This window comes from Mycobacterium sp. NGS49, from assembly GCF_059812565.1.
On sequence record NZ_JCALCX010000006.1, the window covers coordinates 180,915 to 196,549 of the forward strand.

Here is a 15,635-nt window from a genome sequence, read left to right on the forward strand (position 1 = left end):
GAGGTGAGCCGGGCGAGGCCGCGCGCAGAGTGTCGGCCCGAACTCATTTAAGCTGGCACGTCGTGAGTGCCGCCGATCGAGACCCCGACAGAGATCCCCTAGGGGAACTTCCCGAGCAGTTCCGGATCCGTCGGGACAAGCGTGCCCGCCTGCTGGCAGCAGGCCGCGACCCCTACCCGGTGGCGATCTCGCGGACCCACACTCTGGCCGAGGTTCGTGCGGCCCACTCAGATCTGCCCATCGACACCGCGACCGACGATGTGGTCGGCGTCGCAGGCCGCGTGGTGTTCGCCCGCAACACCGGAAAATTGTGCTTTGCGACACTGCAGGACGGTGACGGCACCCAGTTGCAGGCGATGATCAGCCTCGACAAGGTGGGGCAGGAGTCGCTGGACGCCTGGAAGGCCGATGTCGATCTCGGCGACATCGTCTACGTCCACGGCACCGTGATCAGCTCACGCCGGGGCGAATTGTCCGTCCTCGCCGATTCCTGGCAGATGGCCGCCAAGTCGCTGCGCCCGCTGCCGGTCGCCCATAAGGAGATGAGCGAAGAGGCGCGGGTGCGCCAGCGTTATGTCGACCTGATCGTCCGTCCGCAGGCGCGTTCGGTGGCCCGGCAGCGCATTGCCGTTATCCGGGCAATTAGGAATGCGCTGGAGCGCCGCGGGTTCTCCGAAGTCGAAACTCCCATCCTGCAGACGCTGGCCGGCGGCGCCGCGGCGCGGCCGTTCATCACGCATTCCAATGCGCTCGACATCGACCTTTACCTGCGGATCGCGCCGGAACTCTTCCTCAAGCGCTGCATCGTCGGTGGTTTCGACAAGGTCTTCGAACTAAATCGAGTCTTCCGAAACGAGGGAACCGATTCCACGCATTCGCCGGAATTTTCGATGTTGGAGACGTACCAGACGTACGGCACGTATGACGATTCGGCAGTCGTCACGAGGGAGCTTATTCAAGAGGTGGCCGATGAGGCGATCGGGACCAGACAACTCCCGCTGCCCGACGGCACCGTCTACGACATCGACGGAGAATGGGCAACTCTGCAGATGTATTCCTCCCTCTCCGACGCGCTCGGAGAAGAGATCACACCGGACACGTCGGTCGAACGGTTGCTTGCGATCGCCGCGCAACTCGATGTGGAGATTCCCGAAGACCGTGGCTTTGGTCACGGCAAACTCGTCGAGGAACTGTGGGAGCACACGGTGGGCAGGACTCTGATCGCACCCACTTTCGTTAGGGATTTCCCGGTCGAGACAACGCCACTGACCCGCCATCACCGCAGTATCCCGGGGGTAACCGAGAAGTGGGACCTCTACGTGCGCGGAATGGAGCTGGCCACCGGCTATTCGGAATTGAACGACCCGGTAGTGCAGCGGGATCGATTTGCTGACCAAGCCCGGGCCGCGGCCGCCGGCGATGATGAGGCGATGCAACTCGACGAGGATTTCCTTGCTGCCCTGGAGTTCGGCATGCCGCCTTGCACCGGAACGGGAATGGGTATCGATCGGTTGTTGATGTGTTTGACTGGGCTGTCAATTCGGGAGACAGTATTGTTCCCGATTGTTCGTCCGCACTCCAACTGAACTGCACAAGTTGTGTCTAGATTGAGTATTTTCCCTTGCTATGGCAGATTAGATCAGTGGGGAGTCTATCCAAACTGGATGTGTAACTGCACAGGAAGAAACGCGAGGGTAAGCCAATGGCGAAGAAAGTGACCGTCACCTTGGTCGATGATTTCGACGGTGCCGGCTCCGCCGACGAAACGGTCGAATTCGGGCTTGACGGGGTGACCTATGAGATCGACCTTTCCAGTAAGAATGCGACGAAGCTGCGCAACGACCTGAAGCAATGGGTCGCCGCGGGTCGTCGCGTCGGCGGCAGGCGGCGCGGCCGTTCCGGTTCGGGTCGGGGCCGTGGCGCCATCGACCGCGAGCAGAGCGCTGCGATCCGGGAATGGGCCCGCCGCAACGGGCACAACGTGTCTACTCGCGGCCGCATCCCGGCCGACGTCATCGACGCGTTCCACGCCGCAACCTAGACGACAAAGCCCCCGGCGCCCAGGCTCGATGCCCGGGCGCCGGGTTTTGCTTTTCGCTTGTGGCGAACTGATCGCCGCCCGGATCGGGAAACGCTTTGGCGCTTTTCCTCGTTAACCGGGTTGAACCAGTTACGTCTGGGCAACCGTGCGCACTGCGAGGTATGAACCCTGGCAGGCCGACCACTACAGTGGACGACAGGTACGCGGTGTCGGGCCATGTGTCGACAAAGGGTCGGCAAGGGCCGGCAGACGGCTTTCCGAGACGGAGTGCCTAATGGTGAGGGAGAGCAGGTAACCGACGATGTTCGAAAGATTTACCGACCGTGCCCGCAGGGTCGTCGTCTTGGCGCAAGAAGAGGCCCGGATGCTCAACCACAATTACATCGGCACCGAGCACATCCTGTTGGGTCTGATCCACGAAGGCGAAGGTGTCGCAGCCAAGTCGCTGGAGTCGCTGGGAATTTCGCTCGAAGGCGTGCGCAGCCAGGTCGAGGAGATCATCGGCCAGGGTCAGCAGGCACCGTCCGGCCACATCCCGTTCACTCCGCGGGCCAAGAAGGTTCTCGAGTTGAGCCTGCGTGAGGCCTTGCAGCTGGGCCACAACTACATCGGCACCGAGCACATCCTGCTGGGCCTGATCCGCGAGGGTGAGGGTGTGGCGGCCCAGGTGCTGGTCAAGCTGGGCGCCGAACTGACGCGAGTGCGTCAGCAGGTGATCCAGCTGCTGTCCGGCTACCAGGGCAAGGAGGCCGCGGAGGCCGGCACCGGTGGCCGGGGCGGAGAGTCCGGCTCACCTTCTACGTCGCTGGTGCTCGACCAGTTCGGCCGCAACCTGACCGCAGCCGCCATGGAGGGCAAGCTGGACCCGGTCATCGGCCGCGAGAAGGAAATCGAGCGGGTCATGCAGGTCCTGTCCCGGCGCACCAAGAACAACCCGGTGCTGATCGGCGAGCCCGGTGTCGGCAAGACGGCCGTCGTCGAGGGCCTAGCGCAGGCCATCGTGCATGGCGAGGTGCCCGAGACGCTCAAGGACAAGCAGCTCTACACGCTGGACCTGGGCTCGCTGGTGGCCGGCTCCCGGTACCGCGGTGACTTCGAGGAACGCCTGAAGAAGGTGCTCAAGGAGATCAACACCCGCGGCGACATCATCCTGTTCATCGACGAGCTGCACACGCTGGTGGGTGCGGGCGCCGCCGAGGGTGCCATCGACGCGGCCAGCATCCTCAAGCCCAAGCTGGCCCGAGGTGAGCTGCAGACCATCGGTGCGACCACGCTCGACGAGTACCGCAAGTACATCGAGAAGGACGCCGCGCTGGAGCGCCGCTTCCAGCCGGTCCAGGTGGGCGAGCCGACGGTGGAACACACCATCGAGATCCTCAAGGGCCTGCGCGACCGCTACGAGGCGCACCACCGGGTGTCCATCACCGACGGCGCACTGGTCGCCGCGGCCACCCTGGCCGACCGCTACATCAACGACCGGTTCCTGCCGGACAAGGCGATCGACCTGATCGACGAGGCCGGCGCCCGGATGCGGATCCGCCGCATGACGGCACCGCCGGACCTGCGCGAGTTCGACGAGAAGATCGCCGAGGCGCGCCGGGAGAAGGAGTCGGCGATCGACGCCCAGGACTTCGAGAAGGCAGCCAGCCTGCGGGATCGGGAGAAGCAACTGGTCGCACAGCGCGCCGAGCGTGAAAAGCAATGGCGCTCAGGCGATCTCGATGTGGTCGCGGAGGTCGATGACGAGCAGATCGCGGAGGTGCTGGGTAACTGGACCGGCATCCCGGTCTTCAAGCTCACCGAGGCCGAGACCACCCGTCTGCTGCGGATGGAGGATGAGCTGCACAAGCGGATCATCGGCCAGGTGGACGCCGTCAAGGCGGTCTCGAAGGCGATCCGCCGTACCCGCGCCGGGTTGAAGGACCCGAAGCGCCCATCGGGCTCGTTCATCTTCGCCGGCCCGTCCGGTGTCGGAAAGACCGAGCTGTCCAAGGCGCTGGCCAACTTCCTGTTCGGCGACGACGACGCCCTCATCCAGATCGACATGGGCGAGTTCCACGACCGCTTCACCGCATCGCGGCTGTTTGGTGCCCCTCCGGGCTACGTCGGCTACGAAGAGGGCGGTCAGCTCACCGAGAAGGTGCGGCGCAAGCCGTTCTCGGTGGTCCTGTTCGACGAGATCGAGAAGGCGCACCAGGAGATCTACAACAGCCTGCTGCAGGTTCTCGAGGACGGCCGGCTCACCGACGGTCAGGGCCGCACGGTCGATTTCAAGAACACCGTGCTGATCTTCACGTCGAACCTGGGCACATCCGACATTTCCAAGCCGGTCGGCCTCGGGTTCACCCAGGGTGGCGGAGCCAACGACTACGAGCGGATGAAGCAGAAGGTCAACGACGAGCTCAAGAAGCACTTCCGCCCCGAGTTCCTCAACCGTATCGACGACATCATCGTCTTCCACCAGCTGACCCGCGACGAGATCATCCAGATGGTCGACCTGATGATCGAGCGCGTCGGCAAGCAGCTCAAGGCCAAGGACATGGCGCTCGAGCTGTCCGACCAGGCCAAGGCGCTGCTCGCCAAGCGCGGCTTCGACCCGGTGCTGGGTGCCCGTCCGCTGCGACGCACCATCCAGCGCGAGATCGAGGACCAGCTGTCGGAGAAAATCCTCTTCGAGGAGGTCGGTCCGGGGCAGATCGTCACCGTCGACGTCGAGAACTGGGACGGCGAGGGTAACGGTGAGGACGCGGTGTTCACCTTCACCGGAACGCGCAAGCCGCCGGCCGAGCCGGATCTGGCCAAGGCGGGTGCGGGCGGTCCGGGGACGTCCGGATAAGCAGCGTGGTCCGCGCCTGGTTACCCGTTAACCAGGCGCGGATTACACTGACGGTGTTGTAGACGGGTTCACGGAATCCGGTGGAATTCCGGAACGGTCGCGCCACTGTGCACAGTCAGACCCGTGACCCCGTCGCCGGCTACCTACGCGGGACGCGAGATCCCAGAAGGAGTTGATCGTGGCGAGTTCCGAGATGACGCAGGTCGCAGCTGTTGACCTGTCGGCCGCAAGGGCAGCGCTCTGGTTGGCGGCGACCGCCTTTCTGGCACTGCTGGCCGTGTACTTCGTCGGCATCGACCAGGGCGCCGTATCGCTGTTCGGCAGCGACACGCACGTGCACGAATTCTTTCACGACGCAAGGCATTTGCTCGGCTTCCCCTGCCACTGATTCGTGGAGAAGCGTCTGATCGCCCGCGGTCTGGCGGCCGGTGCGGCCGGTGGCGTGCTGGCCTTTGTTTTCGCCCGGTTGTTCGCCGAACCGGTGATCGGCCGCGCGGTCGAGTTCGAGGATCGTCGAATCGAAGCGGCGCACGCCCAGGGCGTACATGAGCACGGTGCTGAACTGTTCACCCGCGCCGTCCAGGGCAACGCCGGATTGGGTTTCGGCGTCGTGATTTTCGGCGTCGCGATGGGCGCGTTGTTCGCGGTGCTGTTCTGCGTCTGCTATCCACGATCGGAACATATTGCCCCGCAGTCGATTTCAGTTCGCCTGGCGGCGACGGTGTTCGTCACCGGCTATCTGGTGCCGTTCCTGAAATACCCGTCCAACCCGCCTGCCGTCGGTCAGGCAGACACCATCGGGTCGCGCACCCTGTGGTACCTGGTCATGGTGCTGGCTTCGGTGGCTCTGACGATCGCCGCCCGGTCGCTGACCCGCCGCCTCGAGGTGCGCTTCGGGGCGTTCAACGCCCGGCTGCTGGCGGCCGCTGCCTACCTGTTGGTGGTGGTCGCCGTCATGCTGGCCTTGCCCAGCGTGGCCGAGGTGCCGCCCGGCTTCCCCGCCGACGACCTCTACGAGTTCAGGATGGTGTCGCTGGGCACCCAGCTGGTGTTGTGGACGGGCCTGGGGCTGGTCTTCGCGGTACTTGCCGGGCGGCTGTTGGGCGAAGGCGCACGGGCGCAGAGCGTCGCGGCCTGACCCGCCATGACCGACGTCGGCCGGCTCACCCTGATTTCGCATGCGATGACCGACGCGATGGCTGCGGGCCGCTTTCCCGCCGACGAACCGCTCAGCCACCTCGGCCGCCGTCAGGCCGGACGGCGGTACGACGACGCCGCGGCGCTGGCCGGCCCCGAACGGCGGACGCGGCAAACCGCGGCACTGCTGGGTCTGCAAGCCACCACCGAGCCGCGGCTGGCCGACCTCGACTGTGGGGGCTGGCGCGGGGAGAAGCTGCACGACATCCCGCCGGCCGAACTGCATGCCTGGCTGACCGATCCGGCCGCTGCGCCCCACGGCGGGGAGTCTGTCGCCGACCTCATCGACCGGGTGGGCCGGTGGCTGAAGGTGCAGGCCGACAACATGATTCGGACGGTAGCCGTCACTCACCCGGCGGTGATCAGAGCGGCGATCCTGGTGGTGTTGGACGCACCGCCGAAGTCGTTCTGGCGCATCGACATTGCTCCGGTCAGCAGCACCGAACTGCATTACCGCGGGCGGGGGTGGACCCTGCGCCGCTAGCTATCGCGGGGCCACCATGGCGAAGACCTGCTGGGCGACCTTCAGCATCCAGCCGGTCACCGTCGGCCCGTGGTCACGCGGCCAGTTCAGCTGAAAGCTGACCACCCACGGTTGCCCCGTCTTGTCCACGGCATACCAGCTGAACGTCAAATCTCCTGGCAGCCCACCGGCTTTCGCGCCTATGTACGGCCACACGTCGCGGTCCAACCGGATGCCGGCGACAGCGGACAGGATCTGGCGCACGGGTGCCGCCCGGCCGACGGCGTCTGCCTGCAACGCCACGTGTACGCGGCAGATGTCCTCGGCGTTGCCGTACCACTCGGCACCGTAGGCCGACGCCGGCGTGTGCGCACGGAATGGATCAGGTTGATACTCAGTGGAATTCGCCTGGTCGAGTAACGCGGCCCGTTCCTGCTGTGACGCGTTCTTCCACCTCTCACGCACGTCGGGCCGGCCCCAGCCGATGGAGAACAACTCGTACATGGTGGGGAAGGGCGTCATGCTGGCCGGATCGTGGTGCCCAGCGGTGATCAGCGCCTGCTCGACGGCGCGTGTTCCAACTCGCTCGATCAACATGTCGGTGGCCATGTTGTCGCTGGTGGCGATCATCTTCTCGGCGGCCTTGCGCACCGAGACGTGGTCGCCCGGGGCCAGTTCCAAACCTGACGATCCGACGGCCTTGCCCTTGGCGGTCACCGTCAACTCGTCATCCCAGGACACCGTCCCCTGGGTGACCGCGGTCGCAACGGCATGCAGCACGTACAACTTGAAAATCGATGCCAACGGCAGCGGTTGAGCGGTGTTGGCGCCTGCCACCGGGTCGCACCGGCCGTTGTCCACCTTCGCCACCTGGTAGGAGTAGCGGGCGCCGGTCTTGCTCAGCACCGCGTCCACGTCCGGCCAGGCGTTGATCGGCGGCGGCGGTTGGGTGTCGAGGTCGAACCGGTCGACCTCGCCGATGTCATTGGTGTGTATCCGGATGTCTTGACGTGCCCCGTAGGAGGAGACGAGCTGCAAGGTGGCCACGTTGGCCCCGATGAAGATCGAGTCCAGCGTGAACGGCCGATCCCACCACAGACTCGCCATGGTCGCTTCCACCGAATCGACCTTGTCGGCAGCGGCCAGGGTGCGTACGCCGTCCGGCCCGATGGGCCAGTCGGAGTTCAGCATGTCCATGGTCTGCTGAGCCCGCAGACCGGGCGGAGTGGTGGTGTCGATCCGGTGTCCCACGTTCGCCGCGTTCGCCGACGGCGTGGGTGACGAAGAGCAACCCGGAGTCAGCGTCACCACCAGCGCGGCGGCGACGCTCAACGCCAGTGCCCGGCGGGGCACCGCGCGCCGCCTATCCGGCCCGGTTGGTCCCGGCAACGTCGAGCACGACCTCGAACTCCAGGAGCGAGGCGCCGCTGGCAACGGGGTTGGCACGCTCGCCCGCGTGGGCTTCTTTCGCGGGCCCGTTCGCCCACGCCTGGAAAGCTTCATCAGACTCCCAATGTGTCACCACGAAGTAGCGGTCGTCACCCTTGACCGGACGTAGCAGCTGAAAGCCGAGAAAGCCGGGCTGGTTGTCCACCGCGTGCGCGCGATGAGCGAAGCGTTTTTCCAGTTCGGGGCCAGCGCCGGCGGGCACCGAGATTGCATTGATCTTCACCACTGGCATGGGGCTAGGCTACCGTGCCGGGCATGCCCACCGATCTGTTGACCCATCGCGGTGGAGCGGGCAGGCCGCTGATCCTGGTGCATGGTCTGATGGGACGAGGGACCACGTGGCCGCGCCAATTGCCGTGGCTCACCCGGTTGGGCGCGGTTTACACCTACGACGCCCCATGGCACCGGGGGCGGGACGTCGAAGACCCGTACCCGATCAGCACCGAGCGCTTCGTCGCCGACCTCGGCGACGCGGTCAGCTCACTGGGCGGGCCGGTCGTGCTGATCGGGCATTCGATGGGGGGCCTGCACTCCTGGTGCCTGGCCGCCGAACGGCCCAGCCTGGTGAGCGCGCTGGTGGTCGAGGACATGGCACCCGACTTCGTCGGCCGGACAACCGGCCCCTGGGAGCCGTGGCTGCACGCGTTGCCGGTGGAGTTTCACTCTGCCGATCAGGTATTCGCGGCGTTCGGGTCCGTCGCCGGTCAGTACTTCCTGGAGGCGTTCGACCGAACCAGCTCGGGTTGGCGGCTGCACGGACATCCCTCCCGATGGATCGAGATCGCGGCGGAGTGGGGCACCCGCGATTACTGGGCACAATGGCATGCCGTGCGTTCGCCCACGCTGTTGATCGAGGCGGGCAACACCGTCACGCCGCCCGGGCAGATGCGCAGAATGGCCGAAAGCGACCGTACGGCAGCATATTTGCATGTTCCCCAGGCGGGTCATCTGGTGCACGACGAAGCGCCGGAGGTGTACCGACAGGCGGTCGAGTCGTTCCTCGGGTCGCCTCGGGAGTAGCGACGCGCCGCGCGGGGGGAATGACGAAGCGTTTTACGCGAATGGGCTGGGGGTATCATCAAGCGGTGGCGGTCGCCAGGAAACGACGAGAAGAAGCTCCGGCTGCGGTTGAAGCACCCGATCGGAGCTGGACGTTCCTGACCAATCATGCGCACGTTTTGCTGTGCATCTCGATGGGCGAGGAGTTGACGGCGCGAGAGCTGGCGCTGAAAGTCGGTATCACCGAGCGTTCGGTACAAGCCATCTTGACCGACCTGACCGCGGAGGGTTACCTGGTGAAGTCCAAGGTCGGCCGCCGCAACGTGTACGAAGTCATCCTGGACGGCCGGCTGCGTCACCCACTGGAAGCCAACCATACGGTCGGTGAGCTCCTCGCCGCGCTGTCTTGAACCCGCTTCACGGATTGCACATCGGGCAAAAGCACGGCTCCGCTTCGGCGCCGTTACGCTCGATTGTTTCGCTGTGCTCGCATGCCGCACAGCCGTAGCTATCCGCGGCGACGAGTGAAGTGGGGCACCCACATACCCGACACGGCAGCCCTTCGCGAACCGCGACCCGGCCGTATCCGGGAGCCGAGCAGCGCGGGCAACGCGTGCCCAGGCGACGCGCGAGACGGCGCGCCAGGTCCGTCAGGATTTGCCGGCGACTGGGGTTGAGGTGTGCCCGCAGGTCGGGCTCGACCAGGGCGCGGTGGTCGTCGGCAACCGCCATCGCGGCATCGACCGTGTCCCGCAGCGCATCTTCATCCGTGATCGCCTTGCCGAAGATTTGCACCCTGCCGTCGACGGTCGCCTTGACCACGGCGCCTTGGTCGGGGAAGCCGAATCGCGTGGCGGCGAAAAGCGCGTCGGCTGTGGACTCGACCAGCTTGGGCAGGCCGGGGGCGGCGGGCGCGGTGGTGGCCTCGACAATGCGAATCCCTCGGGTGTCGTCGAGGAAAACCAGCAACTCGGTGTGCCTGGCCAGTGTTCCGCACCAGGCGTCGTAGCTGGCTTCGCTGGCCAGCCCGTAAGGCACCTGGGCCGCACGCATCGCGAGCCGGGCTTTCTCGGTGGCCGCCGCCGCCGGCGTCAGGGTCCTGGGTACTTCGCCGGCGAATGTGCCGAACTGGTCGGTGTCGATTCCGGACGGGGCGATGACGTGCGCACCGAGCTCGGCGGCGAAAGCCGGCGCGACTTGCCGTTGTTTCCCGTGCATGGTGCCCATCGCGATCAGGGTCCCGGCATAGTCGCCGAGTTTGCGATGAGAGAACTTGGAGATCATTTGATGGCTAACGCGAGCAGCCGGGCCGGGAGGGGTTTCCGACCCGGGCTGCCCGCACTCCTTACACGACACGCAGCAACGGTGTTTCGTTCTCGGAAACGTCACCGATGGTCCCGCACACCTGAAGCCGGCCGTCCTCACGGTCAAGCACAGCGCAGACGATCCCGCACTGGCCGCTGTCGACCGCCTTGGCGACCACCGGCGATTTGTGCAGCAGCGACACCCCGACGTGTGCCACGTGAGCGGCCACCAGATCGTCGGCGGTGCTGATGCCGGCGTCCTTGCGGGCCAGTGAGGAAACCGCCTGTTCGACGACAGCGCGCGAGGCACCGTCGGGGAAGCTGGCATTGTTCCAGGCGTCGAGGGCCGTTTGCATGGCGGCACAGTCCGAGTGGCCCAGGATCACGATCAACGGCGTCTTGAGGGTGCCGACGGCGTACTCGAGGGTGGCCAACACGCCGGTGTCGATGACGTGTCCCCAGTTGCTGATGTCGATGATCGAGCTCCAGCCCTGACCGAACACCACCTGGCTGGGTAGGTCGGAATCCGCGGAGCGGAACACCACGGCGGTGGGCCGGCTCCCGGCGGCGGCGTGCAGCGGCTTGGCCCGCAACGTGTTGTGGAAGTGCTGATTTCCGGCTTGCAGGCTCTGCCAGGCGGAGGTGGGGTTGGACATATTCTTACCTTTCTTTGGTGGGTTTCAGCTGAAGTACTCGGGCCGGCTGACGTAGGTGTCGGTGACGAACATGACCCCGGGTGAACCCTCGAGCAGTCGTCGCAGGCCGGCGACCAGTGCCTCGGACTTGGTATCCGGGACGACGGTGATCAGCAGCTCCAACGCCGCCTGCTGATTGAAGAGCAGCCGGCCTTGGTGATAGCCGTGATGGCCGAGCCCCGAGACGCCCGAGACACTGGTGTATCCGGTGGCCCCGGCGCTCTGCATTTGCTCGCGGACCGCGGTCGCGTGTTCGCCGCCCACGACCACTTCGATCTTCGTCATCTTTGTCAGGCCGTTCAGCGGCATGGCATTACCTCCTCAGTTGCGTTGTGCTTTTCGACTCCCGTTTCCCAGCCCCGCCAGCCGTTGCGGGTCCAGCGCTGCCAGTCCTGTCCGGGGTTCTCCCGGGCCGCGAGCGCGACCCAGTCGTTGCCGAACAGATGCTGAAGTACGGGGTTGCGGTCGACGATCATGTCGATCCGCTCCAGCGGGGCCTCGACGACGGTCAGCAGCCGCATCGGTTCGTGCCCGAAGGACTGCCCGTCGGTTACCGACTGACGAGGCAGGCCGAGCTGCAGGTCACCGCCGTGGCCGGCCAGGACGCCCACGCCGGCCACGACGTTGTGGATCGTCTTGGTGCCGGCTCCGAAGAGCTCCGGCGCCACCGTCGAGAAGTAGTACTGGCAGTTGATCCACTGCGCCACGACCATCGGGGCGGTCAGGATGGTTTCCAGCGCGCTGCCGTCGGGGTCGACGTCAGCTTCGTAGGAGTGCAGGAACACCCGTCGCTGCAGGTCGAGCCCCCGGGTCAGGTCGCGGGGCCCGACAATGAAAGCGGCGTTGCCGGCCAGCCCCCACTCCGGAAAGACCTGTGCCCAGTCGGCGGATCGGTTGGCGACATGGCGCGCCGCCCGTGCCGCGTTCGGGCGGGCGGGCCCGCCCGGCAACGCGGCGCAACGCTCGGCCGCCAACTCGGCACCGGCGACCTCCAGATCGGTGATCAGCCGGTGCAGGTCCGGTAGGTGGCTCGCCGGGATCAGGTGCTCGTCCAAGACGTCGACCCGGTCGGTGGCCGTGTCGTGCAGAGCGGCGACGAACCAGGTGTCGGCGGGGATCGAGATCCCCATCTCGCTCAACTCGGCACGCACTTCGGCGTTGTTGAGGATCGTCACCGCGGTGCGGGCGTTGGGCCCACCCGGCTGCCCACCGCAAGCCCCACAGTCCAGAGCGGCCTGGTAGGGATTGTTCTCGGTCGTGCTGCCGTGTCCGCACATCACCACCAGCCGGGCGAACCCGTTCGTCAGTCCCATGGTGGTGAGCGCCACCTGCGCATAAAGAGCGCGGTGAGCCAGGTCGACGCTCTCGTTGACCGTGAGCACGCTGGGTGCCGGCGGAGCCAGCCGGTCGCGCAGGCGCCGGCGCAGGGTGCCGCTGGCGATCGGGCTCAGCGTTTTGGCCGCGGCCCACGGACCGGCGGCCCAGCCGGAGGCTTCGGCCAGCGTGAACGGGGCGAGCAGCGCCTGTTTTGCGGTGGAAAAGGCGGCCTCGGCGCCGGCCATGATGGCGCTACCTTCCCGCAGCCGCCGGGCCGCCCGCGAGTCGGCAGGTGTCGGGCTTTCGCGGACTTCGTGCTCGGGCCGGATCAGTACCGGGCATAGTTCGTTGGGTGTCCCGCCGACCAGGTCGGTGAACCGGATCGCGACGGCGAAGAACCCGGCGAAACCCAGGGTTTCGTACCCGCCCAGCGATTCGATGTGCCGGCGCAGGCCTTCCGAGCGAGTGTCGATGCAGCACACGAGTTGGGTGTGTGGCCGCTGTCGCGACTGCCGGGAAGTGTGGTGCGCCAACGACGTCAGCAGCGCGTCGCGATAGTGCGCTTCATAGGCCTGCTGCCAGACCACGACCCGGGCGGTGACCGGAAGCGCCGCCAATATCCTTGCGGCGGGCGCGAGGTCGCTGTCGCTCAGCTGATCGAGACCCCACCGGTGCGCCAGAGCGGCTGCCCGCTCCCGCGCCGAGGGGATGGGCGAGCGGTTGAGCGTCTCCGGCTCCGCTACCGGCCCAGAAGCGTTGTCGGGCACCAGGAGTGCTTCGTAGGTCAGGCGTATGGCCAGGTAGTCGAGCAGGTTGGCGCCGCCGGCCCGCTGGGCGTACCAGCGGACATGGGCGGCCCAGCCGGGCAGCCGGGTCAGATGTGCTTGCAGGTAGGTGATGCGTTCGCTTTCGGTGACCCCGAGCTGCTGCAGGGCCTGCAGCGCGGCGTCGTCCGCCCGCTCGGGAACCTTTCGCAGTGCGGCCCGCACCCGTCGGCTCAGTTCGTGGTCGCCGGGTGCCAGAGAGCGCCAGGCGTGAAAGAGACCCCGATCGCGCCCGGGCATCGGCCAACCCGCCGCCGGTGATCCGAAGAAGGCCGCACACCATTTGGCGGTCTGTGCATCGACCCGATCGGCTACCTCCGGTGCCGTCTGTTCGCTGCGGGTGCGGTTGCGGCGCAGCGGCTTTGCCGCGACGCTGCCGTTGAGCAGGTCGGCACGCAGCAACTCGGCGGGTGTCACGACCCGGGCGCCGAGCTGGATGGGTTCTCCGTCCAGCAGCGTGGGATAGCGCAGCCGCAGCGTGGCCTCGAGGTCGGCGTCGGATATCCGCCCCCGGTGGTAGAGGTCCCGGTAGGCGGTCTCATCCAGCATTCCTGCCACGCCGTAGAGGTCACCGGCGCGAAGCACCGCCTGCTCGAAGGGCATGCCCTCGAGTCCGGCCAGCGGGTTCACGGCGATGAAGGTCTCGAGCGGGTAGTGCGTGGGGACCACCCGGCCGGCCAGATTCACCTCGCTGCGCAGCTGCGCCCGCAGCGTGTCGGTCGAGACGTGTTCGGTGACGATGGTCATCGGTTCGCTCCTGTCAGTTGTGCGGGCAGCGGGGTCAGGTTCGGCAGCTGCTGTGGCCGGCTGGCCGAAACATTTCCTGCCACAAGGGCTTTGGTGTAGAGGGTGCGCTGCAGCCGCCCGGCCCAGCCCCCCGAGGGGGCGTGGCGCAGCAGGGCCAGCGCGCCGAGGACGACGGCCGCTGCGGCGATGCCGACCGAGGAGGCGGATGGCACGGCCACCGGTGGTAGGTCGGGTGAAAGGAACCCGGTCACCAGGTCGACCAGCGCCAGGTACGCAGTGGCCGCACCGAACAGTGCCACGGCCGCGGCGAAGACTGCCCGCCAGCCGGGCGAGCGTCCCAGCCAGCCCGCCAGAGCCGCTGCGGCGGTCGCCCAGGTGAAGATGACCAGCGCTTCTGCCGAGCCGTGCTCGCCGGTGTGCAGCGGGAACACGGTGCCGGCTGCGTAGAGTGCGGCGGCGGGCAGCAGCATCGCGGTGAGAAGCACCGCCGTGCGTCGCGACGGGCTCAGCGCCGGCGCCGGTGGGCGAGCGGCCTTCTGCCGGCGCTTGGCTATCGCCGAGCCGGACGACAGGAAGAGCGTGGCCTTGTAGAAACCGTGGCCGAACAGGTGGAAGACCGCCGCGGCAGACAGGCCCAAGCCGCAGGTCAAGATCATGAAGCCCATCTGAGCCATCGTCGAATACGCCAACGATCCCTTGATGTCTGACTTGGTCAGCATCACGACGGCCCCGTAGACCATGCTCAACATGCCGGCGGTGAACGCCACGCCCATGGCGATGGGCGATCCGCTGACGATCGGGCTCAACCGGACCAGCAGGACCCCGCCGGCGTTGACCACTCCGGCGTGCAGCAGCGCCGACACCGGGGTGGGTGCTGCCATGGTGGCCGGCAACCAGCGGTGGAACGGAATCTGTGCGGAGCGGGACAGGGCAGCCACCACGATCAGGACCGCGGCCACCAGCATCGTCGGTGAGTCGTCGCTGGTCACCTGCAGGCTGGACAGGCTCCGATTGCCCCAGTGCATGGTGACCAGCCCGACCGCCGACCACAGTGCCAGGTCGCCCAGCGCGAACGCGGTTGCGGTGCGTCGCACGCCGTCGCGGGCGGCCGGCAGTTCCCAGTAAGTCGCCAGCAGCAGGCACAGCGCGATCCCGGCGATGGTCCAGCAGAAGGCCAAGCCGATCAGAGTTCCGGAGATCATCAGACCGGCGGACGCCGCGGTGAGCAGTCCCGTCCCGGCGGTGAACCAGCCCGACCGCGGGTCACAGGCGAGGTAGCGCAGGGCGAACAGTTGAACGACCGTGCTCACCCCGTAAACCAGCACCAGCAGCAGTGCGCTGAGCCGGCCGGCGGTCATCTCGGCGATGAGGGTGCCTTGGCCGGTGCGCAGGGAGGCGTGTACCGGCCCGTGCAGCAGTACCTGAGCGGTCAACACGCTGGCCGCGATCAGCCCCGAACCCGCGGTCGCGGCGCCCAATCGACCGACCAGGCGGGGATGCCGGGAGCCGGCCAGCAGCGCGAGTAGCGATGCGAGCAGGGGCGCGGTCAAGACGGCAAGGAGGACGGCAGTCATTGGTCATCACCGCCCGTGCTGGGTATGCGATGTCTGATGTACATGCGAGGGACATTACGTGAGACAAATTACGTCTGTCAAACCTCACGAAATATATTTCGTGTAACGAACCTCACTAGTGAGTGAGTTGACCTCGGAAACCCCGGATTTCAGCACCCGGCCGACCGGGGTCGGCCGGTCCATGGCGCA

Annotated in this window: 15 protein-coding genes; 8 read left to right on the forward strand and 7 right to left on the reverse strand. The window is 66.6% G+C overall.

The features are described from left to right. The first annotated feature begins 62 nt into the window (after positions 1 to 62). The 6 genes from lysS to AC5Y7D_RS08440 all read left to right on the forward strand — a co-directional run bounded on the left by lysS (position 63) and on the right by AC5Y7D_RS08440 (position 6,558). Positions 63 to 1,586 (forward strand): lysine--tRNA ligase, encoded by a 1,524-nt coding sequence (lysS, locus tag AC5Y7D_RS08415; RefSeq protein ID WP_499923015.1) that lies wholly within the window; start codon positions 63 to 65, stop codon positions 1,584 to 1,586. A 116-nt stretch (positions 1,587 to 1,702) separates the two neighbouring features. Then, on the forward strand, positions 1,703 to 2,041 hold the full coding sequence (gene lsr2 / locus AC5Y7D_RS08420; RefSeq protein ID WP_055577626.1) for a histone-like nucleoid-structuring protein Lsr2: 339 nt from the start codon (positions 1,703 to 1,705) through the stop codon (positions 2,039 to 2,041). 301 nt (positions 2,042 to 2,342) lie between these two features. Beyond that, entirely contained in the window at positions 2,343 to 4,877 is a 2,535-nt protein-coding gene (clpC1, locus tag AC5Y7D_RS08425; protein WP_499923017.1) for an ATP-dependent protease ATP-binding subunit ClpC, read from the forward strand. A 193-nt stretch (positions 4,878 to 5,070) separates the two neighbouring features. Next, positions 5,071 to 5,265 (forward strand): CbtB domain-containing protein, encoded by a 195-nt coding sequence (locus tag AC5Y7D_RS08430; RefSeq protein ID WP_499923211.1) that lies wholly within the window; start codon positions 5,071 to 5,073, stop codon positions 5,263 to 5,265. 3 nt (positions 5,266 to 5,268) lie between these two features. Beyond that, positions 5,269 to 6,015, forward strand: a complete 747-nt coding sequence (locus AC5Y7D_RS08435) for a CbtA family protein (RefSeq protein WP_499923019.1) — start codon at positions 5,269 to 5,271, stop codon at positions 6,013 to 6,015. 6 nt (positions 6,016 to 6,021) lie between these two features. Next, positions 6,022 to 6,558, forward strand: a complete 537-nt coding sequence (locus AC5Y7D_RS08440; RefSeq protein WP_499923021.1) for a histidine phosphatase family protein — start codon at positions 6,022 to 6,024, stop codon at positions 6,556 to 6,558. On the opposite strand, the gene AC5Y7D_RS08445 is transcribed toward AC5Y7D_RS08440, so the two are convergent. Beyond that, entirely contained in the window at positions 6,559 to 7,926 is a 1,368-nt protein-coding gene (locus AC5Y7D_RS08445; RefSeq protein WP_499923023.1) for a serine hydrolase, read from the reverse strand. Beyond that, a complete protein-coding gene (gene mhuD, locus AC5Y7D_RS08450; protein ID WP_499923025.1) occupies positions 7,901 to 8,218 on the reverse strand; it encodes a mycobilin-forming heme oxygenase MhuD in 318 nt (105 codons plus the stop codon). The genes AC5Y7D_RS08445 and mhuD overlap by 26 nt, the downstream gene beginning before the upstream one ends. Positions 8,219 to 8,232: 14 nt before the next feature. Between mhuD and AC5Y7D_RS08455 the strand changes: the two genes are divergently transcribed. Continuing rightward, entirely contained in the window at positions 8,233 to 9,006 is a 774-nt protein-coding gene (locus AC5Y7D_RS08455) for an alpha/beta fold hydrolase (protein ID WP_499923027.1), read from the forward strand. Positions 9,007 to 9,047: 41 nt separating this feature from the next. Further along, positions 9,048 to 9,395 carry a helix-turn-helix transcriptional regulator gene (locus tag AC5Y7D_RS08460; protein WP_499923214.1) on the forward strand — a complete coding sequence of 116 codons (348 nt, stop codon included), beginning with the start codon at positions 9,048 to 9,050 and terminating at the stop codon, positions 9,393 to 9,395. A gap of 7 nt (positions 9,396 to 9,402) precedes the next feature. Here AC5Y7D_RS08460 and AC5Y7D_RS08465 read toward each other — a convergent pair whose 3' ends face one another. The 5 genes from AC5Y7D_RS08465 to AC5Y7D_RS08485 form a co-directional block, all read right to left on the reverse strand. Beyond that, a complete protein-coding gene (locus tag AC5Y7D_RS08465) occupies positions 9,403 to 10,269 on the reverse strand; it encodes a DUF6671 family protein (protein WP_499923029.1) in 867 nt (288 codons plus the stop codon). Positions 10,270 to 10,330: 61 nt separating this feature from the next. Beyond that, the gene (locus AC5Y7D_RS08470; protein WP_499923031.1) at positions 10,331 to 10,945 is read right to left on the reverse strand and encodes a carbonic anhydrase; all 615 of its coding nucleotides are present in this window, start codon (positions 10,943 to 10,945) and stop codon (positions 10,331 to 10,333) included. A gap of 24 nt (positions 10,946 to 10,969) precedes the next feature. Next, positions 10,970 to 11,293, reverse strand: coding sequence for a P-II family nitrogen regulator (locus AC5Y7D_RS08475; RefSeq protein ID WP_499923032.1), 324 nt, complete (start codon positions 11,291 to 11,293; stop codon positions 10,970 to 10,972). After that, entirely contained in the window at positions 11,284 to 13,872 is a 2,589-nt protein-coding gene (locus AC5Y7D_RS08480) for a DUF2309 domain-containing protein (protein ID WP_499923034.1), read from the reverse strand. Before AC5Y7D_RS08480 ends, AC5Y7D_RS08475 begins: the two co-directional genes overlap by 10 nt. Further along, positions 13,869 to 15,446, reverse strand: a complete 1,578-nt coding sequence (locus AC5Y7D_RS08485; RefSeq protein WP_499923036.1) for a proton-conducting transporter transmembrane domain-containing protein — start codon at positions 15,444 to 15,446, stop codon at positions 13,869 to 13,871. Before AC5Y7D_RS08485 ends, AC5Y7D_RS08480 begins: the two co-directional genes overlap by 4 nt. Positions 15,447 to 15,635 lie beyond the last annotated feature (189 nt).